Origin of the sequence: Janthinobacterium sp. GMG1 (genome assembly GCF_034427795.1) — a bacterium.
GTDB lineage: Bacteria > Pseudomonadota > Gammaproteobacteria > Burkholderiales > Burkholderiaceae_D > Janthinobacterium.
The window spans coordinates 752,353-777,538 of sequence record NZ_JAXQNT010000001.1; the positions used below are offsets into that span (position 1 = coordinate 752,353).

Sequence of the window (25,186 nt, forward strand, 5' to 3'; positions counted from 1 at the left end):
GCACGCCGAAGTTCGGCCGCCTGCTGATCGTACTGTTATTGGCCGTGGCCCTGATCGGCGCACTGACCTTTGCCGCCGAGGCGTATTATTCGTAGGTGAAAAAAAACCGGCTGGTGCATTGCTGCACCAGCCGGTTTTTTTGTATTGCCACCTGATTATTCGATTTTGACTTCGACTTTCCGGGGCACGCCGCTCTGGCCGGGGAAATCGGCAAAGGCGCTGGCCACCATGGCCGGCATCACTTGCGACGTGGCGCGCTTGTTGCTGGTCGATTGTACGGTGACGTCGTACAGTTTCTTGCCGTTGCGGTCATTGATCGTCACGCGCAATTCGCGTTCATATTTATGGCGCACGCTTTCTTCCACGTCCATCGGGCCATACCAGTAGGGGTTGTAGCCAAAGCGGCCATAGCCTGGCCATGCGCCGTAGCGGTAGCCGTAGCGGCCAGGCCAGTAGCCAGGGCCATACCAGAATGGATCGGACGCCTGCAGCACGCGCTCAGGATAGTCGACGGTGGAAAACTGCATCGCCACGCGCAAATTGGCTGCCGCCGGGCCGGACGCTTCGCCGAAGCCGTGCTTGGCCAGTTCCGCGCGCACCAGGTTCTGGTAGTTGCGGTATTCCAGCGTGTCGTTTTCCGCCGCTGGCGCTTCAAACGCATACGATTTGTCCTGCAATTGCGCAGGCCACTCGTGGAAGACGGTCACATCGCTGCGTATGGTGGTGGCGCATCCGGTCAGCAACACGGTCAATGCGGCCATCATGATGGTGAGATAACGTTTCATTGCATGACCTCCTGATAGTAGACACAATTCATCGCTTAGTATTATAAGAATAGTTCTATTTGTTTCTATTCATTATTACAGAATGTTACCGAGCATGTCGGCGTGTAAGGGAATCCAACATTCCTGGCCTGAATCGCGACTATCGGGGGCTGGTGTTGGTAAAATAGGCTTTTGCCTCCGCTCCCACCCAAATCCCTATGCGCACAGACAGCCCTCAGACGATTTACCGCAAAGATTACACGCCGCCCAGCTTCCTGGTTGACAGCGTCGAACTTGGTTTCGATCTCGATCCCGCCCGCACAGTGGTGGCGAGCCGGATTCACATGCGCCATAACCCGGCCAGCACCAGCCGCAGCATCGAATTGCACGGCGAACACATCGAACTGGTGCAAGTACGCCTGAACGGCAAGCTGCTGAAACCGTCGCAGTACAAGCTGACGGCCAGCATGCTGAGCATCCCCAAGGCTCCGGACGATGTTACGCTCGATATCGAAACCGTGCTGGCGCCGCAGGACAATACCTCGCTGTCCGGCCTGTACGTGTCGAACCATAATTTCTTCACGCAGTGCGAAGCGGAAGGCTTCCGCCGCATCACCTTCTTCCCGGACCGCCCCGACGTGATGGCCAGGTATACGGTCATGCTGCGCGCCGACAAGGACAAGTATCCGGTGCTGTTGTCGAACGGCAACCTGATCGAAGAAGGCGACCTCGGTGATGGTCGCCATTACGCCAAGTGGGAAGACCCGTTCAAGAAACCTTCCTACCTGTTTGCCCTGGTCGCCGCGCGCCTGGTGTGCCAGGAAGAGCGCTACACCTTGAAATCGGGCCGCGAAGTGCTGCTGCAGGTGTGGGTGGAAGACGGCAACCTCGATAAAACCGACTACGCCATGCAGTCGCTGAAAAATTCGATTCGCTGGGACGAGGAACGTTTTGGCCTGGAACTGGACCTGGACCGCTTCATGATCGTCGCCGTCGGCGACTTCAACATGGGCGCCATGGAAAACAAGGGTTTGAACATCTTCAATACCAAGTATGTGCTGGCCAACTCGCGCGTGGCGACCGACGTCGATTACGCAGGCATCGAAGCGGTGGTGGGCCACGAATACTTTCACAACTGGACCGGCAACCGCGTGACGTGCCGCGACTGGTTCCAGCTGTCGCTGAAGGAAGGCTTGACGGTGTTCCGCGACCAGGAGTTTTCGGCCGACATGATCGGCACGGACACGGGCCGCGCCGTCACGCGCATCGACCAGGTGCGCACCCTGCGCCAGGCGCAGTTCCCGGAAGACGCGGGTCCGATGGCCCATCCCGTGCGTCCCGACTCCTTTGTCGAGATCAATAACTTTTACACGGTCACGATTTACGAAAAAGGCGCCGAAGTGGTGCGCATGTACCAGACCCTCGTGGGGCGCGACGGTTTCCGCAAGGGGATGGACCTGTATTTTGAACGCCACGACGGCCAGGCCGTCCAGTGCGACGACTTCCGCGCCGCGATGGCCGACGCGAATGGCCGCGACTTTACCCAATTCGAGCGCTGGTACAGCCAGGCCGGCACGCCCATCGTGCAAGCTTCCACGCGCTACGATGCTGACAGCCGGACGTTCGAGCTGACCCTGGCGCAAAGCTGCCCCGCCACGCCGGGCCAGCCGAAGAAACTGCCGTTCCACATTCCCGTCACCGTCGGCTTGCTGGCTGCCGATGGCAGCGACCTGCCGTTGTACGTGGATGGCGTGGCGTCGAACGGCGCCACCAGCGTCGTGCTGGAACTGACGCAAGCGTCGCAGACTTTCCGCTTCACGCAGGTGGCGCAAGCCCCCGTGCCTTCGCTGCTGCGCGACTTTTCCGCGCCCGTGGTGCTGGAGTACGGCTATACCGACGCCGAACTGCTGCACCTGTTCCGCCACGACAGCGATCCCGTCAACCGCTGGGAAGCTGGTCAGCGCCTGGCCATGGAGCGCCTGCTGAAACTGACCGGTGCCGTGGCTGCTGGCGAGACCCTGGTGCTGGACGACACCTTCATCGCAGCGCAGCGCGCCTTGCTGGCCGACGAAGCGCTCGATCCCGCCTTCCGCGAGCTGGCGCTGATCCTGCCGTCGGAAACCATCATCGCCGAGCGCATGGCGCAAGTCGACCCGCAAGCGATCCATGCGGCGCGCCAATTCATGCGCCGCACCATCGCCACCGCCCTGAAGCCTGAACTGCTGGCGCAATACCACGCCAACCAGACGCCGGGCGAATACAGCCCTGACGCCCTGTCGGCCGGCAAGCGCGCGCTGAAAAACCTGGCGCTGTCGTATCTGCTGATCGCGCCTGAAGCGGCGGAGCTGGACCTGGCGCGGCTGCAGTTCGACAATGCCGGCAACATGACGGACCGCGCCGCGGCGCTGGCGGCGCTGATTCATTCCGGCTCGCAGCCGCATGCGCAGGCGGCCTTGACCAGCTTCTATACCGACTTCGAGAACGAAGCGCTGGTGATCGACAAGTGGTTCGCCATGCAGGCGGCCGCGCCAACGACCGATGTGCAAGCCGTGCGCCAGTTGATGACGCATCCGGCCTTCACCTTGAAAAATCCGAACCGCGCGCGCAGCCTGATCTTCAATTTCACCAACGGCAATCCATCGCAATTCCATGCGGCAGATGGCAGCGGCTACGCCTTCTGGGCCGAGCAAGTGATCGCGCTCGACGCCCTGAACCCGCAAGTGGCGGCCCGCCTGGCGCGTTCCATGGACCGCTGGCGCCGGTACGTGCCTGCGCTGCAAAGCCACATGCGCGAGGCGCTGGAAAAAGTCGCCGGCCAGGCCAACCTGTCGAATGACGTGATGGAAGTCGTCAGCAAGGCATTGGCCAATTAACACCGCAATAACTCATCAAAACAAAAGGGATTTCATGAAACGCATCAGTCTTACGCAATACCTGGTTGAAGAGCAGCGCTCGAACAACAGCATTCCGGCCGAACTGCGCCTGCTGATCGAAGTCGTCGCGCGCGCCTGCAAAACCATCAGCCACGCCGTCGGCAAGGGCGCGCTGGGCGAAGTGCTGGGCACGGCGGACACGGAAAACGTGCAGGGCGAAGTACAGAAAAAACTCGACATCATCTCCAACGAGATCCTGCTGGAAGCGAACGAATGGGGCGGCCACCTGGCTGCCATGGCGTCGGAAGAGATGGAATCGATCCACCCGATCCCGAACCGCTATCCGAAGGGCGAATACATGCTGCTGTTCGACCCATTGGATGGCTCGTCGAACATCGACGTCAACGTCTCGATCGGTACCATCTTCTCGGTACTGAAGGCGCCGGACGGCATGGGGCAGCCGACCGAGCAGGACTTCATGCAGGCAGGCAGCAAGCAAGTGGCGGCCGGCTACGCCGTGTACGGCCCGCAAACCATGCTGGTGCTGACTTTTGGCAATGGCGTGAACTGTTTCACCCTGGACCGTGAAATGGGTTCGTGGGTGCTCACGCAAAGCAATATGCAGATCCCGCCGACGACGAAGGAATTCGCCATCAACATGTCGAACGCGCGCCACTGGCATCCGCCCGTGAAACGCTATGTCGACGAACTGCTGGCCGGCGACACGGGCCCGCGTGGCACCAACTTCAACATGCGCTGGATCGCCTCGATGGTGGCCGACGTGCATCGCATCCTGAACCGCGGCGGCATCTTCATGTACCCGGCCGACCTGCGCGACACCTCGATGCCGGGCAAGCTGCGCCTGATGTACGAAGCGAACCCGATGGCCTTCATCGTCGAGCAGGCGGGCGGCGCCGCCACCGACGGCCAGCAGCGCATCATGGACATCGCCCCGCACAAGCTGCACCAGCGCGTGCCCGTCTTCCTCGGCTCGAAAGACGAAGTGGCCCGCGTCACGGCTTACCACGCGGAGTAAAAGCCGCACTTTTCCACGATTTTTAGCGGCCCGCAGCCGGGCCGCCAAAAAAATGCAAAAAAGTTCGCGTTGACACTAGCAAATTTTGTGCATTGTTTGTAGAATGTGGGTCTTCGCCGTTGTAGCTCAGTTGGTAGAGCAGCACATTCGTAATGTGAAGGTCGCCAGTTCGATTCCGGCCAACGGCACCAAGTTTCATCAGAAAACCCGCTTGACTTGAAAAAGTCAGCGGGTTTTTTGTTTTTTGTCATCCTTCCGGCTTCATATCCACTGATCGTTCTGCACCGTGCGCTCATACGCGTCGCCATCGCCCGTATTGACCACGCCGCGCGGCTCGATCAGCAGCAGCCTGGCTTCGGCAAGGGCGCACGGTTTGTGCTCGACGCCACGGGTCACCACCGCCATCTGGCCGGCACGCTGCACGATGGCATGTCCTTCCGCGTAGCCAGGGCCGCGCAGGGCGATGTGCAATTCGCCTTCCAGCACGATGAAGGTTTCGTCCGTGTCGGCGTGCCGGTGCCACTGGAATTGACCGAGTACCTTGACGACCTTGAATTGGTAGTCATTCATTTCGGCGATGACGCGCGGCTGCCAGTGCCCGTCGATCAGGGCTATCTTGCCTGCCAGGTCGATGGACTGGCCCTGGCCGCGCTTGGTGTTGGTGATTGACATGCTGTGCTCCGTTCAAGTGGCGATGCAGCCAGAATACGCAACTGCTTGCCGGCCGTATTGAACGATCGTGGGTGTTTTCAGCGTGTGCTGGCACCGCCGGCGTAACGCAGCCAGCGGCCGGGCGTGAGTCCATGGGTTTTCAGGAAGTGCCGCGTCATGTGGCTCTGGTCGGCAAAGCCCGCGGCCATGGCAGCCGATGCGAGCGTGCTGCCTGCCAGCAGCAGGCGCCGCACCATTTCCAGGCGCCGCATCGTCAGATAGCGGTATGGGCTGGTGCCATAGAAGACGCGAAAGTCGTGCGACAGGCTCCAGCGATCGCGTCCCGTTGCCGCTTCAAGTTCCGCCAGGCTGACGGCGCGCGTGCAGTGCGCCTGCAAGTAGTCGCGCGCGTGCCGCGCCGCCAGGAAATCGCCTTTTGGACGCTGCGCCGGCGTACCGGCCGCCGCCGCCAGCGCATGCGCCAGTTCTGCCAGCGCCTCGCTTTGTTCCAGCGCTTCGAGCGGGTGGCCGTCGTGCGGCAGCAAGGCGCAGGTGGCCGCCGCCAGGCGGGGATCGGTCGACACGCCGCCTTCGATGAAGGGCAGCGCGCGTCCGCCCAGCACGTCCTGGAACAGCGCCGGCTCGATATACAGCATGCGGTAACGGAAGCCGGCGTCGGTGCCCGCCTGGCCATCGTGGGCCTCGTCGGGATGCAGGATCATGGTATTGCCGGGCAGGCTGTTGCGCTGCCCGCGGCGGTAGCTGAAACGCTGCACGCCCGCCAGCGTGCGGCCGATGGCGTAGGTGTCGTGGCGGTGCATGGCATAGGCCTTGCCCTTGAACCACGCCTCGATGCGTTCGATTCCTTGTACCGGTTCGGCGCACCTGACCCAGTCGCTGAGTGCTGGCGTTGATGCTCGCTTCATGGTGTCTGTTCGCAGATGCCTGCCCTGGTTGACGAATTCAGACTGTACTCGCCGCGCATAGGGCTGTCCACGAAAACCGCGGTTCAGAAGTTGTGCTTGATCCCCAGCGCCACGCCCGACAAGGTGGCGCCCCTTGTTTCTGCATCGCGTCCCAGACTGTTGATGGCAAAGTCGGCGATGCCGTTGCGGCCGTTGGCCAGACGCGTGTAGTAGGCATACAGGCTGCTGCGTTTCGACAGCTGGTAGTCGTACCCGGCGGTGGCGTGGGTGGCGCCCGTACCGCTGCCGGCGCGCACGGTGCCGATGGTTTCCAGCGCGCTGCCGGTGGCGCTTTGCGCGTGGGCCAGGCCGAAGCGCAGGCCATGGCGGCCGAACTGGCGCGTGGCGGAGACATACACCGTGCGTCGGCGCAGCTCGCCCGTGGCCGTGGCGTAACGCAGGCTTTCCAGCGCCACCGCCAGTTGCGTGGCGCTGTCTATCCTCCATGCCAGGGCCAGCTTGCTGCCACGGTCGGAGAGTCCCCTTCCCTGGTAGGCGTGGTGTTCTTCCTGCGCCAGGCTCGCATACAGGGAGCCGCCGTCGTAGAGCAGGGCGGCCGACATCAGTGCGGGATGCACGCCGTTGGCCGGCCGTTCTTCCGCCATGCCGCGCGCCACGCGCAGCGACCAGCCCCGCCACTGCGGCGTCCAGTAATGCACGCTGTTTTGCTGGCGTCGGTCGAACGAGTACGCATTGCTGGTATTGCTTTCGGTGGCGCCCGCGCCGTTGCCCATCAGGCTCATGTAGCCGGCCGTGGTGGGGTAGAACGGGTCGAGCGCGGAAGTGGCGCTGTTGTAGGGCAGGGTCCAGTTGCCGGCAAACAGGGTGCCCCACGGGCCGGCTATGCCGGCACGCGTGTCGCGCGCGGCGATGGATCCCGCGCCCGTGTCGGGAGCCAAGGTGCCCTCGACCTGGAACAGCGCCTGCCAGCCGCCGTCCAGGTCTTCGCTGCCGCGAAAACCCAGTACCGAACGGTTGTTGGAGACGCGCCGTCCGCTGTCGCCGCTGCCGGACGAGTGCAGCGCTTCGAACGCCACGTTCAGGCGGCCGTACAGCTGCACATTTTCCTGTGCCGCGGCGGGCAGGTTAGCGGCCAGCGCGAGCGCGCCGGCAGCCAGCAGGGGCAAGCGCGTCAGCATGGCCTCAGAACGCAAAGCAGCTGCACCCCAGCGCGCCCCAGAAGCCGGAGTGGCTGGAGACGGGCACGGAACTCTTGCGCGCCACGTCGTGCGCGTGGGCGTGCACGCCGCAGGCGCCCTGGCACTGGTGCTGTTGCATGACGCTGGTCTTTTGCGGCGGCGCGGCGCGGTAGTGGCCGGCCACGTTTTTCACGGGCGACCAGTCGGGCAATACGGGGATAGGAGGTGGCGCCAGCTTGGTAAATTCCGCCTGGCCGTAGACGATCTTGCCGCCGACGATGGTGAGCACCGATTCGATCGACTTGATCGCTTCTTCATCGATGCTGAAGAAATCCGCGCTCAGGACCGCCAGGTCGGCCAGCATGCCTTCCTGGATGCGCCCCTTCTTGCCTTGCTCGCTGGAGAACCAGGCGCTGCCCGCCGTCCACAGTTCCAGCGCCGTGTCACGCGACAAACGGCTGCCCGCGTCGTACAGGCGCAAGCCGCCCACGGTGCGGCCCGACACGAGCCAGTACAGCGCCGTCCACGGGTTGTAGCTGGCGACCCGGGTGGCATCGGTGCCGCCGCCCACCGGCACGCCCGAGGCAAGCATGCGCGCGATCGGCGGCGTGGCCTTGGCCGCTTCCGCGCCGTAGCGGTCGACAAAGTATTCGCCCTGGAAGGCCATGCGGTGCTGGATGGCGATGCCGCCGCCCAGCGCCTTGACCCGGTCGATGTTTTTCGGCGTGATGGTTTCGCAATGGTCGAACATCCAGTGCAGGCCGTCGAACGGGATATCGCGGTTGACCTTTTCAAAGACCGTCAGCATGCGGGCTATCGATTCATCATAGGTGGCGTGCAGGCGGAAGGGCCAGCGTTTCGACACCAGGTGGCGCACGACCTTTTCCAGTTCGTCGTCCATGCCTGGCGCCAGGTCCGGGCGCGGCTCAAGGAAATCTTCGAAGTCGGCGGCGGAAAACACGAGCATTTCGCCGGCGCCGTTATGGCGGTAGTAATCATCGCCCTGGCCCGGCGTGACCATCTCCGTCCATTTTTCAAAATCCTCCAGTTCGCGGCCCTTGTTTTGCGTGAACAGGTTGTAGGCGATGCGGATGGTCAGCTGCTCCTTTTGCGCCAGCTCCTCGACCACCGCGTAGTCTTCCGGATAATTCTGGAAGCCGCCGCCCGCGTCGATGGCGCTGGTCAGGCCGAGGCGATTGAGTTCGCGCATGAACTGGCGCGTGGAATTGACTTGCAGTTCGCGCGGCAGGGTCGGACCCTTGGCCAGGGTCGCATATAAAATCATGGCGTTCGGACGCGCGATCAGCATGCCCGTGGGGTTACCGGCAGCGTCGCGCACGATTTCGCCGCCCGGCGGATTCGGCGTGTTCTTGTCGTAGCCGACCACGCGCAGGGCGGCGCGGTTCAGCAGGGCGCGGTCGTACAGGTGCAGGATGAAGACGGGGGTGTCGGGCGCGGCCGCGTTGATTTCATCGAGGGTGGGCATGCGCTTTTCCGCGAACTGGAATTCGTTCCAGCCGCCGACGACGCGTACCCACTGCGGGTTCGGCGTGCGCAACGCCTGTTCCTTCAGCATGCGCAGGGCGTCGGCCAGTGAGGGCACGCCTTCCCAGCGCAATTCCAGGTTGTAGTTCAAGCCGCCGCGGATCAGGTGCAAGTGCGAGTCGTTCAGGCCGGGGATCACGGTGCGGCCACCGAGGTCGATCACGCGGCTGTCGGGCGCGCGGTGGCGCATGACATCATCGGCGTCACCGACGGCAAGGAATTTGCCGTCGGCAATGGCCACCGCGCTCGCTTGCGGGCAGCTTTTATCGACGGTATGAAAACAGCCGTTGAGCAGGATCAAGGGTGCGGTGGCGGGGAGGGTGTGTTCTGGCATGGTGCAGCTCCATGGTTGCAGTGCGGGAGGGCCGGCGTGCGCGGCGCGAAAGTCACGTCGGCCAGTGTAGCGGACGTCCCGCGCGTGAACACGGGCCAAAAGATCAGGTGGGGCGGAGCGCACTGGCCGAAGGACGGGGGCGGCGGCCGGCCGCATGGCTTACCATGCAGGCTGCGGCGCCGGGCGCTTCCCTGGCGCGTTTTTCGTTTTTAGTGCATTGCACGGTATCAGGAGTCATTCGATGGATCAGCCACCACACACCCGCCTGTTCGGCACCAGTCTGGGATTTTTAGCCGGGTATGTCGACACCCTGGGTTTCATTGCCCTGTTTGGCCTGTTTACGGCCCATGTCACGGGCAACTTCGTGCTGATTGGCGCCGCCCTGGCGGACGCATCGCGCGCTTCCATCCTGTTGAAGTTTCTCGCTTTCCCCGCCTTTATCGCCGGCGTCGCCATCACACGCCTGATGGTGCTGGCCGTCGAGCGCCGCGCCGGCCCGTCGCTGACCCTGGCGATGCTGCTGCAGTGGGCCTTGCTGGCCGGCTTCATGGTGTTTGGCATCCTGGCCGAGCCGATCGGCAAGGATGTCAGTTCCATGGCCATGGCGGCAGGCTTGCTGGGCACGGCCGCCATGGGCGTGCACAGTGCCACCAGCCGGCTGCTGCTGGCGCACTTGGCGCCCACTTCCATGATGACGGGGAATGTGACGCAGATCGTCATCGACACCGTCGACGTGCTGCGCGGCGCGGCCGATGCTGCCACCCATGCGCGCTGCGGGAAGTTCTTCTGGCCGTTGCTGGCCTTTGCCCTGGGCGCCATCGCCGCCGCCTTTGCCTACCTGGCCTTCGGTTTCGTGGCGCTGGCCTTGCCGTTGATGCTGCTGGGGGGATTGATCGTCGTGCAGCAGCGTAGCGGCCAGCCGGGCGTGCCGGCGGCCTGAGCGTACTGGCGCGGCTCAGGCGTCGAGGATGCCGCGCCGTAGCGCGATCGTGACGGCGTGGGTGCGGTCACGGGCGCCCAGCTTGGCCAGGATGGTGCTCATGTGCGCCTTGACGGTTTCTTCCTTGATCTGCAGCAGTGCGCCCGTTTCGCGGTTGGAATTGCCTTGCGCAACCTGCTTGAGCACGTCCAGTTCGCGGTTCGACAGCACGTCGCTGCAGGCGTACAGCGCCAGTTCCGCCTCGATCTCGGGCGTGATGTGGCGCCGTCCCGCATGCACGTTCTGTATCGCCGCCAGCAATTCGTGGCGCAGCGCGCTTTTCAGCACATAACCACATGCGCCCGCGCGGATGGCGCGCAGCACTTGCGTATCGCCCTTGTAGGTGGTCAGCACGATGATGCGCGCCTGCGGATGGCGCGCGCGGATGGTGCCGATGGCGTCAAGGCCGCTCATGACTGGCATCTGCAAATCCATCAGCGTGACATCGGGCTGCAGCGCGTCAAATTGCTGCACCGCCTGCTGGCCATCGGTGGCCTGGCCCACCAGCGCCACGCCGGGAAAGGCGCGCAGCAGGGCCGCGATGCCGTCTAGCAGCAACTGGTGGTCGTCGGCGATGAGGATGCGTATCGGCGCCATATCGCTGCGCATGATGTTGCCTGGCAAAGAGGAGTTATCGATCAAGAGTCGTCGGAACATGGTGAGCAAAAGGTATTTTACCGCAGCGCTCACCGGGCTGCAGGGGGGATTCCCCAGAGGAAAGCTCCATGCCAGCCTATATTTAGATAGTGGTGCGGGCACGCCGCCAGGCATACGATGCACGGCAGTACCCACTCAACCCTGTCTTCATGGATGACATCATGACCAATCCGAAACTGGAAGTCCTTACCCCCGACAATTGCCAGATCATTTTCATCGACCAGCAGCCGCAAATGGCGTTCGGCGTGCAATCGATGGACCGGCAAGCGCTGAAAAACAATACCGTGGGCCTGGCCAAGGCCGCCAAGGTGTTCAACATCCCCACCATCATTACGACCGTCGAAACGGAAAGCTTCTCCGGCCACACCTATCCCGAGCTGCTGGACGTCTTCCCCGGCAAGGATATCCTCGAGCGCAGCTCGATGAATTCCTGGGATGACCAGAAGGTGCGTGATGCGCTGGCCGCCAACGGCAAGAAGAAAGTCGTCGTCTCCGGCCTGTGGACGGAAGTGTGCAACAACAGCTTCGCCCTGTGCGCGATGCTCGAAGGCGACTACGAAATCTACATGGTGGCCGACGCATCCGGCGGCACGTCGAAGGAAGCGCACGACTACGCCATGCAGCGCATGATCCAGGCCGGCGTGGTGCCCGTGACATGGCAGCAGGTGCTGCTGGAATGGCAGCGCGACTGGGCGCACAAGGCAAGCTACGACGCCGTCATGGCCATCGTGCGCGAACATTCGGGCGCCTACGGCATGGGCGTCGACTACGCCTACACGATGGTGCACAAGGCACCGCAGCGCATCCATGGCGAACACGCCACCCTGGCGCCGGTGCCTGCCAGGTAAGCGCCACGCGGCAGTGCCATGCGCCGCGCGCCTGAGCGTGCGCGGCGTTTTTTTCATCGAAAGGAATGCGCCATGAAGTTATATGTGATTTCGCTGGCGGTGGGCTTGCTGGTTGGCGTCATTTACGCCGTCCTGCAGGTGCGCTCGCCGGCGCCGCCCGCCATTGCCCTGATCGGCCTGCTGGGCATGCTGATCGGCGAACAGATCGTCCCCGGCGTCAAGCGCCTGATGGCGGGAGAAGCCATCACGGTGTCGTGGCTGCGCAGCGAGTGTGTGCCGAAGATCAGCGGCGTGGAGGCGAAACCAACGCTGGCCAAGGCCGAACCGCAGCAGAAGGACGACAGCGCCGCTTGATACCGTGGCGTCAGAACGCGCCCAGCAAGCCGCGCCGGGCGGCCACCGTGGCCGCTTCGGTGCGGCTTGATACGTTGAGCTTGGTCAAAATGTTATTTACATGAAATTTGACGGTGCCTACCTCGATGCCGGCGTTGCGCGCGATCATCTTGTTGCTCTTGCCTGCTGACAGGTGCAGCAGGATGTCGTGCTCGCGTTTCGACAGGCGATTCGCCTCGATGCGACTGGCTTGCTGCGCCGCCAGTTCCGGCGGCAGGTAGTGCCTGCCGGCGGCCACCTGGCGGATGCACTGCGTCAGTTGCAGGAAGCCGGAATCCTTCAGCAGGTAGCCGCGCGCGCCGGCGTGCAGGGCGCGGTGCACATTGTCTTCGCCCTGGTAGGTGGTGAGGATGATGATCTTCGCTTGCGCGTCGTCTGCGCAGATGCGTTCGATCGCCTCGACGCCATGCATTTCCGGCATGTTCAAATCCATCAGCACCACGTCGGGCCGTAGCTCCCGGTACAGCTCTACGGCGGCGTAGCCCGTGCCGGCCTGCCCCAGCAGGAGGAAACCTGGCAGTGACGCGATCAGCGAGGCCAGTCCCGCCAGGATCAGCGGGTGGTCGTCGGCGATCAACAGGGTAATCGGCGGATCGGCCGGGGGCAGGGTTGTGTGCATGGCTGTGCTCATGGCGCTGGCAGGGTGAAGTGGAAAACGCTGCCATGGGGGGCGCCGGGGGCATGCCACAGGCGCCCCCCATGCGCGTCGACGATGCGGCGGCAGATGGCCAGGCCCATGCCCATGCCGTCCGGCTTGCTGGAATACAGGGCGTGGTACAGGCGGCCAGCTGCCTGCGGCGCGATGCCGGCGCCATTGTCGGCGATGCTGAAATGCTGCACTTCCCCATCCAGGCGCGAGGACAGCAGCACCGTGCGCGGCCGGCCGCTGGTGCCCTGCAGGGCTTCGATGGCGTTCATCAGCAGGTTCAGGATGACTTGCCGAAATTGCACCGGGTCGGCGTGCAGCAGCGGGCGGCCCGGCGCCAGCTGCGTTTCCAGGCGGATGGCGTGGCGTTGCAGTGGCGCGCACAGCAGCGGCAGCAGGTCTTGCACGGCGTCGTCGGCCACAAAATGGCCGTGGCTGCCCGGCGCGTTGCAGGCCAGGTCCTGCACGCTGCGCAGCACGGCGCTGGCATGGCTGCCGGCGCTGGCGACCAGGGCCAGCGCCGCGCGCGCCTCGTCGAGGCGGGGCGGATCGTGATCGAGCCAGCGCAGGGCGGCATCGGCATTGAGCGTGATGGCCGCCAGCGGCTGGCGCACCTCGTGCGCGACCGATGCGGCAAATTCGCCCATGCCGCCCATGCCGCCTAGGTGCTGGGCCTGCGCCAGGCCGGCGTCGTTTTTTTGAAGGGGATAATGCATGCTGGCCATCGCCGTGCTCCTGTCGCTGTCGCAGCGTATGCCGCGCTGCAACAAGTATGCATGGCCCGGCAGGCAAGGCAGTTATACGAATGGGGGAGGCGGGCGGTTTTTTTGCGCGCTGGGGAGAGTGAAATACCGCCGGGCGGGCCGGCGGTGCGGGGAGCGCAGAACGGTCAGGATTTGATAAAGGCCAGCAAGTCGTCGTTCAGTCGGTCCTTGTGGGTGGCCGGCAAGCCGTGCGGCGCGCCTTCATAGATGACCAGCCTGGCGTTCTTGATGAGCTTGGCTGCGGCCTTGCCGGAAGCGTCGATCGGCACGATCTGGTCGTCGCCGCCGTGCACTACCAGGGTCGGCACGGAGATTTTCTTCAGGTCGGCCGTGAAGTCCGTCTCGGAAAACTGTTTGATGCAATCGTAGGCGTTCTTGATGCCGCACTGCATGCCCTGCAGCCAGAAGGTGTCGCGCATGCCTTGCGATACCTTGTTGCCGGGACGGTTGGCGCCGAAGAACGGCACGGTCAGGTCCTTGAAGAATTGCGAGCGGTCGGCCAGCACGCCGGCGCGGATGCCATCGAAGACGGACATCGGCAAGCCGCCCGGATTCGTCTCCGACTTGACCATCTGCGGCGGCACGGCGCCCACCAGCACGGCCTTGGCCACGCGCTTTTCGCCATGGCGGCCGATATAGCGGGCCACTTCGCCGCCGCCCGTCGAATGGCCGACCAGGGTCGCGCCCTTGATGTCGAGCGCGTCGAGCAGGGTGGCCAGGTCGTCGGCGTAGGTATCCATGTCATTGCCCTGCCATGGCTGGCTGGACAGGCCGTGGCCGCGGCGGTCGTGCGCGATCACGCGGTAGCCGTGGCTGGCCAGGAACATCATCTGGTCTTCCCAGGCGTCGCCCTGCAATGGCCAGCCGTGGCTGAAGACCACGGGCGTGCCCGTGCCCCAGTCCTTGAAGTGGATGACGGTGCCGTCCTTGACGGTGACGCTATTGACGGTGAGCTTGCCCGGCGCTGCAGCGGCGGCGGCTGGCTTGGCGGCGGCGCTGGCGCCACCGGCGGCCAGCAGGCCCGCGCCGGCGGCCACGCCGGCGACGCTGACGAGCAGCTTGCGGCGGGAGTTGACTTCTTCGGCTTCGATTTTCTTCGGCATGATGCATTTCCTTCGGGGATGGGGGAGGGGCCAATGATGGCAACAGCGAGTCTAGGCCTTCGCGCGCGCTGGCGCCTCTGCCAAAAGACCAGTCGCGCCGAGTCTCCCGCCTGCCTATGATGGCTGGCAGCGGCGCCCCGCGCCGCCTGGCTTTCCCACTGGAGTAATCATGAAGAAAAACTCGATGGCGGCACTGGCCGGCCCCTTTTTACCCGACGCGGGCTTGCTGTTTGCGCGCGTGGCGGGCGCGCTGCTGGTGCTGCACGTGCATGGCTTGCCGAAGCTGCTGCATTTCTCCGAGGAACTGGCGCACATCGACGACCCGCTGCACCTGGGCCGTGCCGTCACCCTGTACTGCGCCCTGTTCGCGGAAATCGTCTGCCCGCTGCTGGTCGCCGCCGGCTTGCTGACGCGCCTGGCCTGCCTGCCCTTGCTGTTCCTGCTGGGCGTGTCGATGCTGCTCGTGCACCCTGACTGGAGCATCGCCGACGGCCAGTTTGGCTGGCTGCTGATCATCGTCTTCGGCACGATTGCCATCAGCGGCGCGGGCAAGTATTCGGTGGATGCGCGGTTGCGCCGTTAAATGACGAATTCCCGCCGCACGGCAGGCTTGTGCGCCAGCAGCAGTGATAATTTCTTCAATGCGCTGGCCAGGCGCGCGCGGTCGCGGAGGCTGCCCAGCGAGATGCGGATGGCGTTCGGCGCACGGCTGTCGTAGAAGGCGTCGGACGCCGTGACGGCCACGCCCTGGGCGCGGGCCGTGTCGGCCAGTTCGCGCGAGCTCCAGTAACTGGGCAGCGAAAACCACACGTGAATGCCATCGCTGCGCGGGTGAGTGGTGCCCGTCAGGAGGGTGCGGATAATGTCCTGGCGCGCATCCGCTTCGCTGCGTATGCCGGCCAGCAGCGCGTGCGCGGAGCCGTCGTGTATCCATTGCGTCGTCAGCGCCGTCGTCACGGGCGTGGCCATCAGACTGAACGTGCGCAGCGCCTGCAGGAAGCGTTCGCGCAGCTGCGTGTCGGCGATCAGTGTATAGGCCATGCGCAGGCCCGGCGCCAGGCATTTTGACAGGGTGGCGATATGCGACACGTGGGCTGGCGCGTAATGCGCCAGGGGCGGCGGCGCATCGGATGCCAGCAGCCAGTACGGGTCATCCTCGATGATGTGCATGCCGCAGCGCTGGGCCACCTCCGTGATGGCCAGGCGGCGCGCGGCCGGCATGGTGTGCGCCGTGGGGTTTTGCAGGGTAGGGTTCAAATACACGAGGCGCGCGTGGTGCTTGCGGCCAGCCTTTTCCAGCGCCTCGGGCAGCATGCCGTCGGCATCCGTTTCCACGGCGATGGTCTTGCGGTTCAACTGGCCTGCGGCCAGGCGCAAGCCCGGATACACGGCCGCTTCCGTCAGGATGGCGTCGCCGGGCCGGCTCAGGGTCAAAATCAGCGCCGCCAGCGCCGCCTGCGCGCCGGGGCAGGCCACCACGTGTTCCGCGTCGACATCGCCGAACATGGGCGCGAGCCAGGCGGCGCCCGCCGCGCGGTCGGCCTGGCTGCCGCCGCCCAGGTGATAGCTCATCAACAGATCGCTGTCCGTGCGCATCAGCACCTGCGCCACGCCCTGTTTCAGCAGGTCGTCGAAATCCACGCCTACGGGCGGCGGCGGGATGTTCATGCTCAGGTCCAGCATCTGCGTCAATTCCACTTTTGGCGCCGCCACATAGGTGCCGCGCGCGCCATGCCCTTCCAGCAGGTTGCGGCGCTTGGCTTCGTCGTAGGCGCGCGTCACGGTCGTCAGGTCGATCTGGAACAGCGCGGCCAGGCTGCGCTGCGGCGGCAAGCGGTCGCCCGGGCGCAGGCTGCCATCGGATAGCGCGCGCTCGAGCATGTCGGCGATCTGCAGGTAGCGCGGACCGCCGTGCTGCACGAACGGCGTGATCCATGCGCCGGCCTGGCTTTCTTCTTGTATGGATTTTGACTTGGACATTTTATCTATATGTATGGGTATTTATTCATGCAATTATGAGGAAATACCTTGAAAAAATCCATGCATTTGTGAGTGGAGCAGGTTTTATCTTGCGGCAAGGACTATGCATAATGGATCGTTTCCCTGCATCCAAATCGGACTGGCTGGGATTGCTATTTCCAACAGGAATTTAAGTCTGGCCTTCAAGGTGTGGCAGCGCACGGTGGCGCGCGGCTGGCGCGGGTAAGGTAGTGCTAACAGCTTGCTGCTGATCCACTGTTTGATATGGCTCAGCCCGGCAGCGTTTAGCCGCTTCTTTTTCCCCGAAGCGAGGAGAATCATGATTCGGTCACGGCATCGAGCATGGTTGAAATTATTCACTGTTAAAGGAAACCATCATGAACGCGATTGAAAAAACCAGCTCCGATATGAACGGTACCCCCCAGGATACCCGCCAGGAATTGCACCGCACCATCGACAAGGTGGCAAGCCAGGCACAACCCCTGGCCGACAAGGTGGCCACGCGCGCCCATGACGGCGTGGACCAGGTGGGCGACCGCCTGGACCAGGTCAGCGACAGCGTCAACAAGGCATCCGAAACCCTGATGGCGCGCGGCAAGCAATTGGGCGCCGCCTGCCAGCGCGCCGGCGAGACGGGCCGCGATTATGTGCGCGAGCGCCCGGCAGTGTCCTTGCTGATCGCGGCAGCGGCCGGGTACGGCCTGTCGAAATTGCTGGGCTCGCGTAAATAAGTTTTGCGCCTTCCTGGAAGGTAGTTGTCGTGGGCGCTATTCCCCTCGCCGTCATGGCGGGGCGGGCCGGCGCCCACGCGCACAAGGTAGTAGCAAGCAGTAAAGGAGAGTGATGATGCGCTCCATTTTGTTGTGGTTGATCGGCATACCTATACCCATCATTATTTTGATTGCCCTGTTCGTGCGCTGAATGAGGGAGTTGTAGCGTTCTCCCGGGGCAAACTACTCACAGGAGACGTAATGGCTACCAACAAGAAATCGCCGTCCACGGACGGTGCGGGTTCCGTTTTGAGCAGCATGTCCGGTCCATCCGACAGCAATGCGCCGCACAGCCTGGGGGCGGACAATGACGTGACCCGCGCGCTGCTGCAAAAGACGGCCGCCGGCCAGCAGCTGGCCGCCGCCATGGCCGTCAATCCGAAAGAGGAAGGCCAGTACGGCGAGGCGGCGCGCACGCCGGCCGAAGGCGTGCATGTGGCAGCTGGCGAGCCGCTGGCCACGGCCAGCACCACGGGCGAAACGATACCCTCTCCGAAGACGGGCGATGGCCAGCCCGCGCTGGGCGAGAATGCGCTGAATAGCTCGCTGGACGGCGCCCGTGCCGACGATAGCGGCTGCGTGCTGACGACCAATCAGGGCGTGCCCGTGGGTGACAATCAGAATTCGCTGAAGGCGGGCTTGCGCGGCCCGACCCTGATGGAAGATTTCATCCTGCGTGAAAAGCTCACGCATTTCGACCATGAGCGCATCCCCGAGCGCGTCGTGCATGCGCGCGGTTCGGCGGCCCACGGTTACTTCGAATGTTACAAGGAGCAAAGCAAGCATACGCGTGCCAAGCTGTTCGCCAAGGCGGGCAAGCGCACGCCCGTCTTCGTGCGTTTTTCCACGGTGGCCGGCGAACGCGGTTCCACCGATACGGCGCGCGACGTGCGCGGTTTTGCCGTGAAGTTTTATACGGACGAGGGCAACTGGGATTTGGTCGGCAATAACATCCCCGTCTTCTTCATCCAGGATGCGATGAAATTCCCCGACCTCGTGCATGCGGTCAAGCCCGAACCGCACAATGGCATGCCGCAGGCGGCCAGCGCGCACGACACCTTCTGGGATTTCGCCTCGCTGTCGCCGGAAATCACGCACATGCTGATGTGGGCCATGTCGGACCGCGCCATCCCCCGCAGTTACCGGATGATGCAGGGCTTCGGCGTGCACACCTTCCGCCTCGTCAATGCCAAGGGCCAGTCCGTGTTCTGCAAATTCCACTGGTCGCCCATGGCCGGCACGCACTCGCTCGTGTGGGACGAAGCCGTCAAGATCAGCGGCGCCGATTCCGATTTCCACCGGCGTGATCTGTGGGAAGCCATCGAGTGCGGCGCGTATCCCGAGTACGAGCTGTCCTTCCAGGTCTTCACGGAAGCGCAGGCGGAAGCGTTCCCCTTCGACGTGCTCGACCCCACCAAGCTGATTCCCGAAGAACTTGTCCCTCTCGTCCCCGTCGGGAAAATGGTCTTGAACCGCAACCCGGACAATTTTTTCGCCGAGACGGAGCAGGTGGCATTCTGCACGGCGCACATCGTGCCAGGCATCGATTTCAGTAACGACCCGCTGCTGCAGGGACGCATCCACTCGTATGTCGACACGCAGATCACGCGGCTGGGCGGCGCCAACTTCCATGAGATCCCCATCAATGCGCCGCTGGCGCCCGTGCACAACAACCAGCGCGACGGTATCCACCGCCAGGCCATCAACCGGGGCCGGGTCGCGTATGAACCCAATTCGCTGGCGGGCGGCTGCCCGTTCCAGGCGGGCGCGAAGGGCTTCAACAGTTTTCCCGCCTCCGCCGAAGGCGACAAGGTGCGCGGCAAGCCCGAGAAATTCGCTGAGCACTATGGCCAGGCGCGCCTGTTCTGGATCAGCCAGACGCCTATCGAACAAGAGCACATTGTGCATGCATTCCGCTTTGAATTGAGCAAGGTGCAGACGGTGGCTATCCGCCAGCGCATCGTCGCCATGCTGCGCAACGTCGACGAAACCCTGGCGCAGCGCCTGGCCGATGGCCTGGGGCTGGCGCTGCCGCCCGTCATGCCGCGCGCCTCGCTGCAGCCGCTGCCGGCATATCCGCCATCGCCGGCGCTGTCGCTCTTTTTCCGCCCCGGCAAGACGGGCATCCATACCCTGCGCGTGGCCATCCTGGTGGGGCCGGGCAGCGATGGCGCGCAGGTGCGCAATATCTATGCCGCGCTGCTGGCCGATGGCGCCGTGCCGCGCCTGGCGGGCAGCCACCTGGGGAAAGTCGACACCAGCGGCGGCGCGCCGCTCGACGTGGAAATCTCGCTCGAGGCGGGACCGTCCGTGCTGTTCGACGCCGTCGTGGTGCCGGACGGTCAGGGCGCCGTGCAGCAGCTGGGCGACGATGCCAATGCGCTCGACTTCCTGCGCCTGCAATACCGCCACTGCAAGCCGATGCTGGCCATCGGCGCCGGCAAGGACTTGCTGGACAAGGCTGGCGTGCCGGTGACCCTGCCCGATGGCAAGCCGGATCCCGCCATCATCGTCGCGCCTTCCGGCGACGTGGTGAAAGCCGTGGCGGCCTTTAAAAAGGCGCTGGTCGCGCACCGGGCGTTTGCGCGCGAGACGGACCCGCCGCGGGTGTGAGAGGCTGCATCGGCACAGGGGCCGTAACCGCCGGCCCCGTTGCATACGCTGTTTGAGCTGCATGCGCAACGCCATGCAACAATGTAAACAATAAAAACGTCCTGCGGTGATATGCTGCTGACTAGAACTGTTCATTTGCCACTATCTGGATAGCAGCGGCAAGGAACGGCTTCAGCAAACCGGATCGCGATTACTGCATGGACAAGTACACACCTCGCACCTGGGGGCCGGGCGAACGCCCGACCTTGCCCGGGTCGCCATCGATGCCCGAACATTCGACGCCCAAGCGTGTCGCGTATTTCATCGTCGGCCTGATCGTCGCGCTGACGGGGGGACTGGGCAACGGCCTGGTGACGGCCAATTTGCTGAACCTGCAAGGTTCGCTGGCTGCCTATGCCTACCAGATGCAGTGGCTGCCGGCCGCCTACGTGATGACCATCGTGTCCATGAATCTGCTGCTGGTGAAGTTCCGCCAGCAGTTCGGCCTGCGCCTGTTCACGGAAGCGTTCCTGGTGCTGTATGCGCTGGTGACGTTCGCCCACCTGTATGCGAATACCTTGCCGTCGGCGATCGCCGTGCGCGCCGCGCATGGCATGGTGGGCGGCGCGCTCGGCGTGCTGGGGCTGTACTACACCTTGCAGGCGTTTCCCGCGCGGCACCGCCTGAAAGGCGTGGTGCTGGGCCTGGGTTTTGCTCAGCTGGCGCTGCCGCTGGCGCGCATCTTCACTTCCGAGCTGCTGCAGATCGGCGAATGGCATGGCCTGTACCTGTTCGAACTGGGGCTGGCCCTGCTGGCGCTGGGCTGCGTGCTGGCCCTGAAACTGCCGCCCGGTGACCGCGTGCAGACGTTCGAGCCGCTCGATTTCCTCACTTTCATCCTGTTCGCGCCCGGTGTGGCCCTGCTGTGCGCCGTGCTGGCGCAGGGGCGCACGGCGTGGTGGATGGAGTCCGAGTGGGTGGGCGTGTGCCTGGCATGTTCCATCGTGCTGATCGCCGCCTCGCTGGCCATCGAACATAACCGCGCGCGCCCGCTGCTCAACACGCGCTGGCTCACCACAGGCAAGATCGCCAAGCTGTTTTTATCAGTGCTGCTGTTTCGTATCGTGCTGTCCGAATCGACGGGTGCCGTGGGCTTTCTGCAGGCGCTGGGCTTGAACACGGACCAGATGCAGAATCTGTTTATCGTGGTCCTGCTGGGCAGTGTGGCAGGTTTGGTGGTCAGTGCGCTGACGATCAACCCCGCGACCCTGAACCGTTCGCTGATGTTCGCGCTGTTGCTGATCGCCGCTGGCGCCCTGATCGACGCGCACGCCACCAGCCAGACGCGCCCCGTCAACATGTATGTCAGCCAGTTTCTGCTGGCCTTTGGCGGCACTTATTTCCTTGGTCCCACCATGGTGGCGGGCATGGGCGCCGTGATCGCCGAACCGCGCAACCTGGTGAGTTTTTCCGTGATGTTTACCATGACGCAGAACCTGGGCGGCCTGCTCGGGGCGGCCATCGTCGGCACCATCCAGACGGCGCGCGAAAAATACCATTCCAGCTACCTGGTCGAGCATCTCACCATGCTTGACCCGCAGGTGGCCGCGCGCGTGCAGTCGGGCGCCGCAAGCTATGGCGGCGTGCTGATGGATCCCACCTTGCGCAGCACCCAGGGCGTGGCGCGCCTGGGCGCCATCGCCACGCGCGAAGCCAATGTGCTGGCCTATAACGACGTTTTTTTGATGATCGCCGGCGTCGCCATCGCCACCTTGATCTGGATGCTGGTCAGCCAGTCCTGGACCCGCATCACCACCGGCGCGCGTCGTCTGGTCGGCCCCGTGCGCGATGCGCAGACGGCCATGGCCATCGTCCCCATTACCAATTCGGAACCGAGCAATGACAGAAAATAACACCACGCCGCCAGTACCGCCCATCGCACCCGCACCCGCCGCCCCTTCCACGGCGCAGCCGGACCGGCGCCACCAATGGCTGTCCGCGCTGGCCTTTGCGGCCGTGGCCCTGGTGGGCGTGCTGATCGTGCTGTACGCGTGGCGGCTGCCGCCGTTCACCAGTCCCATCGTGACGACGGAAAACGCCACCGTGCGGGGGCAGGTGACCATCATCGGCACGCAGCTGTCCGGCTATGTGGTGGAGGTGACGGTGCAGGACTTCATGGACGTCAAGGAGGGCCAGCTGCTGGTGCGCATCGACGATCGCATCTACCAGCAGCGCTACGAGCAGGCGCAGGCCCAGCTGGCCGCGCAGCAGGCGGCGCTGTCGAACTGGGCGCAGCAAAAGGCCAGCGCGCAGGCGGGCATTTCCGTCAGCGAGGCCGTGATGGCCAACGCGGAAGCGCAGGCGCGCAAGGCCAGCGCTGACCTCAATCGCGTGGAGCAGCTGGTGGCCGACGGTTCTTTGTCGCAGCGCGAACACGACCAGTCGCGCGCCACGCAGGCGCAGATGGCGGCAGCGCTGGCGCAGGCCAGGGCCAATCTCGACATCGCCCAGCAAAGCGTGCATAGCGTGGTGGTCAACAAGCAGGCCCTGGAAGCGGCCGTGGCGAACGCGCAGGCGGCCGTCAAGGCAGCGAAGATCGACCTCGATAACACGCGCATCGTGGCGCCTTCCGATGGACAATTGGGCCAGGTGACGGTGCGCCAGGGCGCGTACGTGAATTCGGGCGCGCAGCTGATGGCGCTGGTGCCGCGCCAGATGTGGGTGATCGCCAATTTCAAGGAAACGCAGATGAACGGCGTGCAGGAGGGGCAGAGCGCCACCTTCCACGTCGATGCGCTCGACGGCGCCGTGCTGACAGGTCAGGTGGAGCGCATCTCGCCGGCCACGGGTTCCGAGTTTTCCGTGCTGCCGGCCGATAACGCAACGGGTAATTACCTCAAAATCGCCCAGCGCATTCCCGTGCGCATCCGCATCGATGCGGGCCAGGCGAACGCACGCCGCCTCGTGCCCGGCATGTCGGTGGTGGTCAGCGTCGACACGTCGGCCGTGCTGAACGACTCGGCGGAGAATCCGGCGCCGCCGCCTGCAGCGAAGAAGGCCAAGCCATGAAGCGCCATTTCCTGCTGATGGCCGGTGCGCTGGCGCTGGCCGGCTGCGCCGCCAACGCGCCACCGCAGCCCGCATCGGCACTGCAGTTGCCATCCGGCTGGCGCGCGCAGGCGGCAGGTGCACCGGCGGCGACTGACGCCCATGTCGAGCAGCTGTGGTGGCAAGCCTTCGGTGATCCGGTCTTGAGCGACCTGGTGGGCGAGGCGCTGGCGCGCAACGGCGACTTGCGCGTGGCGCGCGCCCGCGTGCAGGAATACCGCGCGCGCCTGGCGCAGGCCGATGCAAACCGCGCGCCCAACCTGGCCTTCGACGGCTCGCCCACGCGCACGCGCACCCTGGCCTCCAGCGGCAAGCCGTATGTGACGAATGTCTTCCAGGCGGAACTGCAGGCCAGTTATGAAATCGATGTGTGGGGCCGGCTGGCCAGTCTGAGCGATGCGGCCGGCGAAAGCTACCGCGCCGAGCAGGCCAGCCTCGATGCGGCGGCCCTGTCGATCGCCGCCAGCGTGGCGACGAGTTACCTGAATCTGCGGGGACTCGACGCGCAGCTGGCGCTGACGCAATCGACCTTGCAGCTGCGCGAACAGTCGCGCGAGCTGGCGCGCAAGCAGTTCGAGGTGGGCTACAGCTCGCGCCTGGAATGGCTGCAGGCGCAATCGGAATACCATGCGGCGGCCGAGCAGGTGCCGCAGCTGCAGCGGCAAATCTTCGAGCAGGAAAACGCGCTGGCCATCCTCGTCGGCGGCAATCCCGGCCCCATCGCGCGCGGCTTGCCGCTGGCCGAGCTGGCGGCGCCTGGCGTGCCGGCCGGCCTGCCATCCGAATTGCTGCGCCGGCGGCCCGACATCGCGCGCGCGGAACACAACCTGGCGGCCGCCAACGCCAGCCTGGCCGCCACGCGCGACCAGCTGCTGCCCTCGTTCAAGCTGACGGCCGTCGGCGGCGGGCAAGCGACGACCCTCACCGATTTCCTGCATGCGCCGACGGCCCTGTGGCGCCTGACGGCGCTGGCGGCCGGCCCCCTGTTCGATGGTGGCCGGGTGCAGGCGCAGACGGATGCGGCCGGCGCGCAGCGCGACCAGCTTGTCTACGCATATGAAAACGTGGTGCGCAATGCTTTCGCCGAAACGGAGAACAGCCTGGGCGCCATCTACCGGCTGCGGCAGCAAGCCGTGGAAAACGATGCGCGCCGCGCCACGGCGGCGGACACCCTGCGCATCGCGCATAACCGTTACCGCAATGGCTATGCCTCGTACCTGGAAGAACTCGACGCCCAGCGTACCCTGTACAGCGCCGACGTGGGACTGCTGCAGCTGAAGACGCGCATCCTCGTCGCCTCGGTCGACCTGTACCGGGCCATGGGCGGCGGCTGGTCGGCAGCGGCCCGCCCTTAAAGCTTGTTCCAGTCTGTCCGGCAGGCGATGGATTCACCTGCCGGGACAAGCGCTGGTCTTTCTTGCTGCAACATCCAGGCTGTTTGCCTGGATGCTGACGGCGGCGTCCTCCTGCTGCCCTTTCCCAAAAATCCCTGCTTTTCCCCTGTCCGCGACGGCGCGCTGCCGATTTTTGTTGTTGTATTTTAACAACGAAATTTTCACGGTATCTTGCACAAAGAATTTCCACTGGGAATTCTTTTGCGATTTTCGCCGCGCATCTCCTGTGATACCAATAAACATTGTCATTTCAATTATTTTTAGTATCACATGGGAAACACTTTATATTTTGATATGTACGGTAGGATACATAGTGACACATTGGCTCAAATTGGCATCTTTACCGTCATTTTCTGCCATTCCAAGGGCGTGATGCCAAAAAAACTGTCTTAGTACCAATTTCAATAAATAACAAAATAGACACACTTGTTAGCATGGGCACAAGTGCCTTTGAGGAATTTTTTGATTTCCTTGTCTAATCTCAATTAATTAACTTTTTAATATTTTTATTGATTGTAAAGCATTAAAAAATGCACCAGAATGTCGCAAATCATCAATGTTGCTAAAAATTACACATTGAATATTTGTTGACTTTCGTGCCGCCTTGTCATGCCAGCAGGGTGAAAAAACAGGCTGTTCGCTATT

The 25,186-nt window shown here is 63.8% G+C and carries 22 protein-coding genes and 1 tRNA gene; 12 read left to right on the forward strand and 11 right to left on the reverse strand.

Going from position 1 to position 25,186, the window contains the following annotated elements; genetic code table 11:
• Positions 1-155: 155 nt before the first annotated feature.
• Positions 156-785 (reverse strand): DUF4136 domain-containing protein, encoded by a 630-nt coding sequence (locus tag SJI03_RS03495; protein ID WP_099378117.1) that lies wholly within the window; start codon positions 783-785, stop codon positions 156-158.
• A 197-nt stretch (positions 786-982) separates the two neighbouring features.
• On the opposite strand from SJI03_RS03495, the gene pepN reads away from it, so the two are divergent.
• The 3 genes from pepN to SJI03_RS03510 all read left to right on the forward strand — a co-directional run bounded on the left by pepN (position 983) and on the right by SJI03_RS03510 (position 4,864).
• On the forward strand, positions 983-3,637 hold the full coding sequence (gene pepN, locus SJI03_RS03500; protein ID WP_322426267.1) for an aminopeptidase N: 2,655 nt from the start codon (positions 983-985) through the stop codon (positions 3,635-3,637).
• A gap of 34 nt (positions 3,638-3,671) precedes the next feature.
• The gene (locus SJI03_RS03505) at positions 3,672-4,673 is read left to right on the forward strand and encodes a class 1 fructose-bisphosphatase (protein WP_034747152.1); all 1,002 of its coding nucleotides are present in this window, start codon (positions 3,672-3,674) and stop codon (positions 4,671-4,673) included.
• 115 nt (positions 4,674-4,788) lie between these two features.
• Positions 4,789-4,864, forward strand: a tRNA-Thr gene (locus SJI03_RS03510).
• 70 nt (positions 4,865-4,934) lie between these two features.
• On the opposite strand, the gene SJI03_RS03515 is transcribed toward SJI03_RS03510, so the two are convergent.
• The 4 genes from SJI03_RS03515 to SJI03_RS03530 form a co-directional block, all read right to left on the reverse strand.
• Positions 4,935-5,345 (reverse strand): cupin domain-containing protein, encoded by a 411-nt coding sequence (locus tag SJI03_RS03515; protein ID WP_322426268.1) that lies wholly within the window; start codon positions 5,343-5,345, stop codon positions 4,935-4,937.
• 77 nt (positions 5,346-5,422) lie between these two features.
• Complete coding sequence (locus SJI03_RS03520) at positions 5,423-6,250, reverse strand: AraC family transcriptional regulator (RefSeq protein WP_322426269.1); 828 nt, start codon at positions 6,248-6,250, stop codon at positions 5,423-5,425.
• An 83-nt stretch (positions 6,251-6,333) separates the two neighbouring features.
• Positions 6,334-7,428 carry a porin gene (locus tag SJI03_RS03525; RefSeq protein WP_322426270.1) on the reverse strand — a complete coding sequence of 365 codons (1,095 nt, stop codon included), beginning with the start codon at positions 7,426-7,428 and terminating at the stop codon, positions 6,334-6,336.
• Between the two features lie 4 nt (positions 7,429-7,432).
• Positions 7,433-9,307 (reverse strand): amidohydrolase, encoded by a 1,875-nt coding sequence (locus tag SJI03_RS03530; protein WP_099378112.1) that lies wholly within the window; start codon positions 9,305-9,307, stop codon positions 7,433-7,435.
• Between the two features lie 241 nt (positions 9,308-9,548).
• Between SJI03_RS03530 and SJI03_RS03535 the strand changes: the two genes are divergently transcribed.
• The gene (locus SJI03_RS03535; protein ID WP_322426271.1) at positions 9,549-10,247 is read left to right on the forward strand and encodes a YoaK family protein; all 699 of its coding nucleotides are present in this window, start codon (positions 9,549-9,551) and stop codon (positions 10,245-10,247) included.
• A gap of 15 nt (positions 10,248-10,262) precedes the next feature.
• Here the strand turns inward: SJI03_RS03535 and SJI03_RS03540 are convergent, their stop codons facing one another.
• Positions 10,263-10,895, reverse strand: a complete 633-nt coding sequence (locus tag SJI03_RS03540) for a response regulator (RefSeq protein WP_099378110.1) — start codon at positions 10,893-10,895, stop codon at positions 10,263-10,265.
• A gap of 209 nt (positions 10,896-11,104) precedes the next feature.
• Between SJI03_RS03540 and SJI03_RS03545 the strand changes: the two genes are divergently transcribed.
• On the forward strand, positions 11,105-11,791 hold the full coding sequence (locus tag SJI03_RS03545) for a hydrolase (RefSeq protein WP_322426272.1): 687 nt from the start codon (positions 11,105-11,107) through the stop codon (positions 11,789-11,791).
• Positions 11,792-11,863: 72 nt separating this feature from the next.
• On the forward strand, positions 11,864-12,145 hold the full coding sequence (locus SJI03_RS03550) for a XapX domain-containing protein (protein WP_099378109.1): 282 nt from the start codon (positions 11,864-11,866) through the stop codon (positions 12,143-12,145).
• A gap of 10 nt (positions 12,146-12,155) precedes the next feature.
• Here SJI03_RS03550 and SJI03_RS03555 read toward each other — a convergent pair whose 3' ends face one another.
• The 3 genes from SJI03_RS03555 to SJI03_RS03565 all read right to left on the reverse strand — a co-directional run bounded on the left by SJI03_RS03555 (position 12,156) and on the right by SJI03_RS03565 (position 14,697).
• On the reverse strand, positions 12,156-12,803 hold the full coding sequence (locus tag SJI03_RS03555) for a response regulator (protein WP_099378195.1): 648 nt from the start codon (positions 12,801-12,803) through the stop codon (positions 12,156-12,158).
• A gap of 8 nt (positions 12,804-12,811) precedes the next feature.
• Positions 12,812-13,546 (reverse strand): sensor histidine kinase, encoded by a 735-nt coding sequence (locus SJI03_RS03560; protein ID WP_322426273.1) that lies wholly within the window; start codon positions 13,544-13,546, stop codon positions 12,812-12,814.
• A gap of 173 nt (positions 13,547-13,719) precedes the next feature.
• The gene (locus tag SJI03_RS03565; protein WP_099378107.1) at positions 13,720-14,697 is read right to left on the reverse strand and encodes an alpha/beta fold hydrolase; all 978 of its coding nucleotides are present in this window, start codon (positions 14,695-14,697) and stop codon (positions 13,720-13,722) included.
• Between the two features lie 169 nt (positions 14,698-14,866).
• Between SJI03_RS03565 and SJI03_RS03570 the strand changes: the two genes are divergently transcribed.
• Positions 14,867-15,280 carry a DoxX family protein gene (locus SJI03_RS03570; RefSeq protein ID WP_199534355.1) on the forward strand — a complete coding sequence of 138 codons (414 nt, stop codon included), beginning with the start codon at positions 14,867-14,869 and terminating at the stop codon, positions 15,278-15,280.
• On the opposite strand, the gene SJI03_RS03575 is transcribed toward SJI03_RS03570, so the two are convergent.
• Positions 15,277-16,677, reverse strand: coding sequence for a PLP-dependent aminotransferase family protein (locus SJI03_RS03575; protein WP_099378106.1), 1,401 nt, complete (start codon positions 16,675-16,677; stop codon positions 15,277-15,279). The genes SJI03_RS03570 and SJI03_RS03575 overlap by 4 nt on opposite strands.
• A 377-nt stretch (positions 16,678-17,054) precedes the next feature.
• Here SJI03_RS03575 and SJI03_RS03580 point away from each other — a divergent pair, with 377 nt between their 5' ends.
• The 5 genes from SJI03_RS03580 to SJI03_RS03600 all read left to right on the forward strand — a co-directional run bounded on the left by SJI03_RS03580 (position 17,055) and on the right by SJI03_RS03600 (position 24,502).
• Entirely contained in the window at positions 17,055-17,408 is a 354-nt protein-coding gene (locus SJI03_RS03580; protein WP_099378105.1) for a DUF883 family protein, read from the forward strand.
• A gap of 240 nt (positions 17,409-17,648) precedes the next feature.
• Positions 17,649-20,060: a catalase gene (locus tag SJI03_RS03585; protein ID WP_322426274.1), complete on the forward strand. Its 2,412-nt coding sequence runs from the start codon at positions 17,649-17,651 to the stop codon at positions 20,058-20,060.
• Positions 20,061-20,257: 197 nt separating this feature from the next.
• A complete protein-coding gene (locus SJI03_RS03590) occupies positions 20,258-21,952 on the forward strand; it encodes an MFS transporter (protein WP_176385402.1) in 1,695 nt (564 codons plus the stop codon).
• Positions 21,939-23,108 carry an HlyD family secretion protein gene (locus tag SJI03_RS03595; protein WP_322426275.1) on the forward strand — a complete coding sequence of 390 codons (1,170 nt, stop codon included), beginning with the start codon at positions 21,939-21,941 and terminating at the stop codon, positions 23,106-23,108. Before SJI03_RS03590 ends, SJI03_RS03595 begins: the two co-directional genes overlap by 14 nt.
• Positions 23,105-24,502, forward strand: coding sequence for an efflux transporter outer membrane subunit (locus SJI03_RS03600; protein WP_099378102.1), 1,398 nt, complete (start codon positions 23,105-23,107; stop codon positions 24,500-24,502). The genes SJI03_RS03595 and SJI03_RS03600 overlap by 4 nt, the downstream gene beginning before the upstream one ends.
• Positions 24,503-24,535: 33 nt before the next feature.
• Here SJI03_RS03600 and SJI03_RS03605 read toward each other — a convergent pair whose 3' ends face one another.
• Positions 24,536-24,784, reverse strand: coding sequence for a hypothetical protein (locus SJI03_RS03605; RefSeq protein ID WP_322426276.1), 249 nt, complete (start codon positions 24,782-24,784; stop codon positions 24,536-24,538).
• Positions 24,785-25,186 lie beyond the last annotated feature (402 nt).

What these genes read in the sequence shown, in the direction of transcription:
- SJI03_RS03525 (WP_322426270.1), bottom strand. Translation starts at nt 7,428, where the DNA reads ATGCTGACGCGCTTGCCCCTGCTGGCTGCCGGCGCGCTCGCGCTGGCC.
- SJI03_RS03595 (WP_322426275.1), top strand. Translation starts at nt 21,939, where the DNA reads ATGACAGAAAATAACACCACGCCGCCAGTACCGCCCATCGCACCCGCA.
- SJI03_RS03560 (WP_322426273.1), bottom strand. Translation starts at nt 13,546, where the DNA reads ATGCATTATCCCCTTCAAAAAAACGACGCCGGCCTGGCGCAGGCCCAG.
- SJI03_RS03555 (WP_099378195.1), bottom strand. Translation starts at nt 12,803, where the DNA reads ATGCACACAACCCTGCCCCCGGCCGATCCGCCGATTACCCTGTTGATC.
- SJI03_RS03565 (WP_099378107.1), bottom strand. Translation starts at nt 14,697, where the DNA reads ATGCCGAAGAAAATCGAAGCCGAAGAAGTCAACTCCCGCCGCAAGCTG.
- SJI03_RS03540 (WP_099378110.1), bottom strand. Translation starts at nt 10,895, where the DNA reads ATGCGCAGCGATATGGCGCCGATACGCATCCTCATCGCCGACGACCAC.
- SJI03_RS03515 (WP_322426268.1), bottom strand. Translation starts at nt 5,345, where the DNA reads ATGTCAATCACCAACACCAAGCGCGGCCAGGGCCAGTCCATCGACCTG.
- SJI03_RS03570 (WP_199534355.1), top strand. Translation starts at nt 14,867, where the DNA reads ATGAAGAAAAACTCGATGGCGGCACTGGCCGGCCCCTTTTTACCCGAC.
- pepN (WP_322426267.1), top strand. Translation starts at nt 983, where the DNA reads ATGCGCACAGACAGCCCTCAGACGATTTACCGCAAAGATTACACGCCG.
- SJI03_RS03575 (WP_099378106.1), bottom strand. Translation starts at nt 16,677, where the DNA reads ATGTCCAAGTCAAAATCCATACAAGAAGAAAGCCAGGCCGGCGCATGG.
- SJI03_RS03590 (WP_176385402.1), top strand. Translation starts at nt 20,258, where the DNA reads ATGGACAAGTACACACCTCGCACCTGGGGGCCGGGCGAACGCCCGACC.
- SJI03_RS03505 (WP_034747152.1), top strand. Translation starts at nt 3,672, where the DNA reads ATGAAACGCATCAGTCTTACGCAATACCTGGTTGAAGAGCAGCGCTCG.
- SJI03_RS03520 (WP_322426269.1), bottom strand. Translation starts at nt 6,250, where the DNA reads ATGAAGCGAGCATCAACGCCAGCACTCAGCGACTGGGTCAGGTGCGCC.
- SJI03_RS03605 (WP_322426276.1), bottom strand. Translation starts at nt 24,784, where the DNA reads ATGTTTATTGGTATCACAGGAGATGCGCGGCGAAAATCGCAAAAGAAT.
- SJI03_RS03535 (WP_322426271.1), top strand. Translation starts at nt 9,549, where the DNA reads ATGGATCAGCCACCACACACCCGCCTGTTCGGCACCAGTCTGGGATTT.
- SJI03_RS03585 (WP_322426274.1), top strand. Translation starts at nt 17,649, where the DNA reads ATGGCTACCAACAAGAAATCGCCGTCCACGGACGGTGCGGGTTCCGTT.
- SJI03_RS03530 (WP_099378112.1), bottom strand. Translation starts at nt 9,307, where the DNA reads ATGCCAGAACACACCCTCCCCGCCACCGCACCCTTGATCCTGCTCAAC.
- SJI03_RS03545 (WP_322426272.1), top strand. Translation starts at nt 11,105, where the DNA reads ATGACCAATCCGAAACTGGAAGTCCTTACCCCCGACAATTGCCAGATC.
- SJI03_RS03580 (WP_099378105.1), top strand. Translation starts at nt 17,055, where the DNA reads ATGAACGCGATTGAAAAAACCAGCTCCGATATGAACGGTACCCCCCAG.
- SJI03_RS03600 (WP_099378102.1), top strand. Translation starts at nt 23,105, where the DNA reads ATGAAGCGCCATTTCCTGCTGATGGCCGGTGCGCTGGCGCTGGCCGGC.
- SJI03_RS03495 (WP_099378117.1), bottom strand. Translation starts at nt 785, where the DNA reads ATGAAACGTTATCTCACCATCATGATGGCCGCATTGACCGTGTTGCTG.
- SJI03_RS03550 (WP_099378109.1), top strand. Translation starts at nt 11,864, where the DNA reads ATGAAGTTATATGTGATTTCGCTGGCGGTGGGCTTGCTGGTTGGCGTC.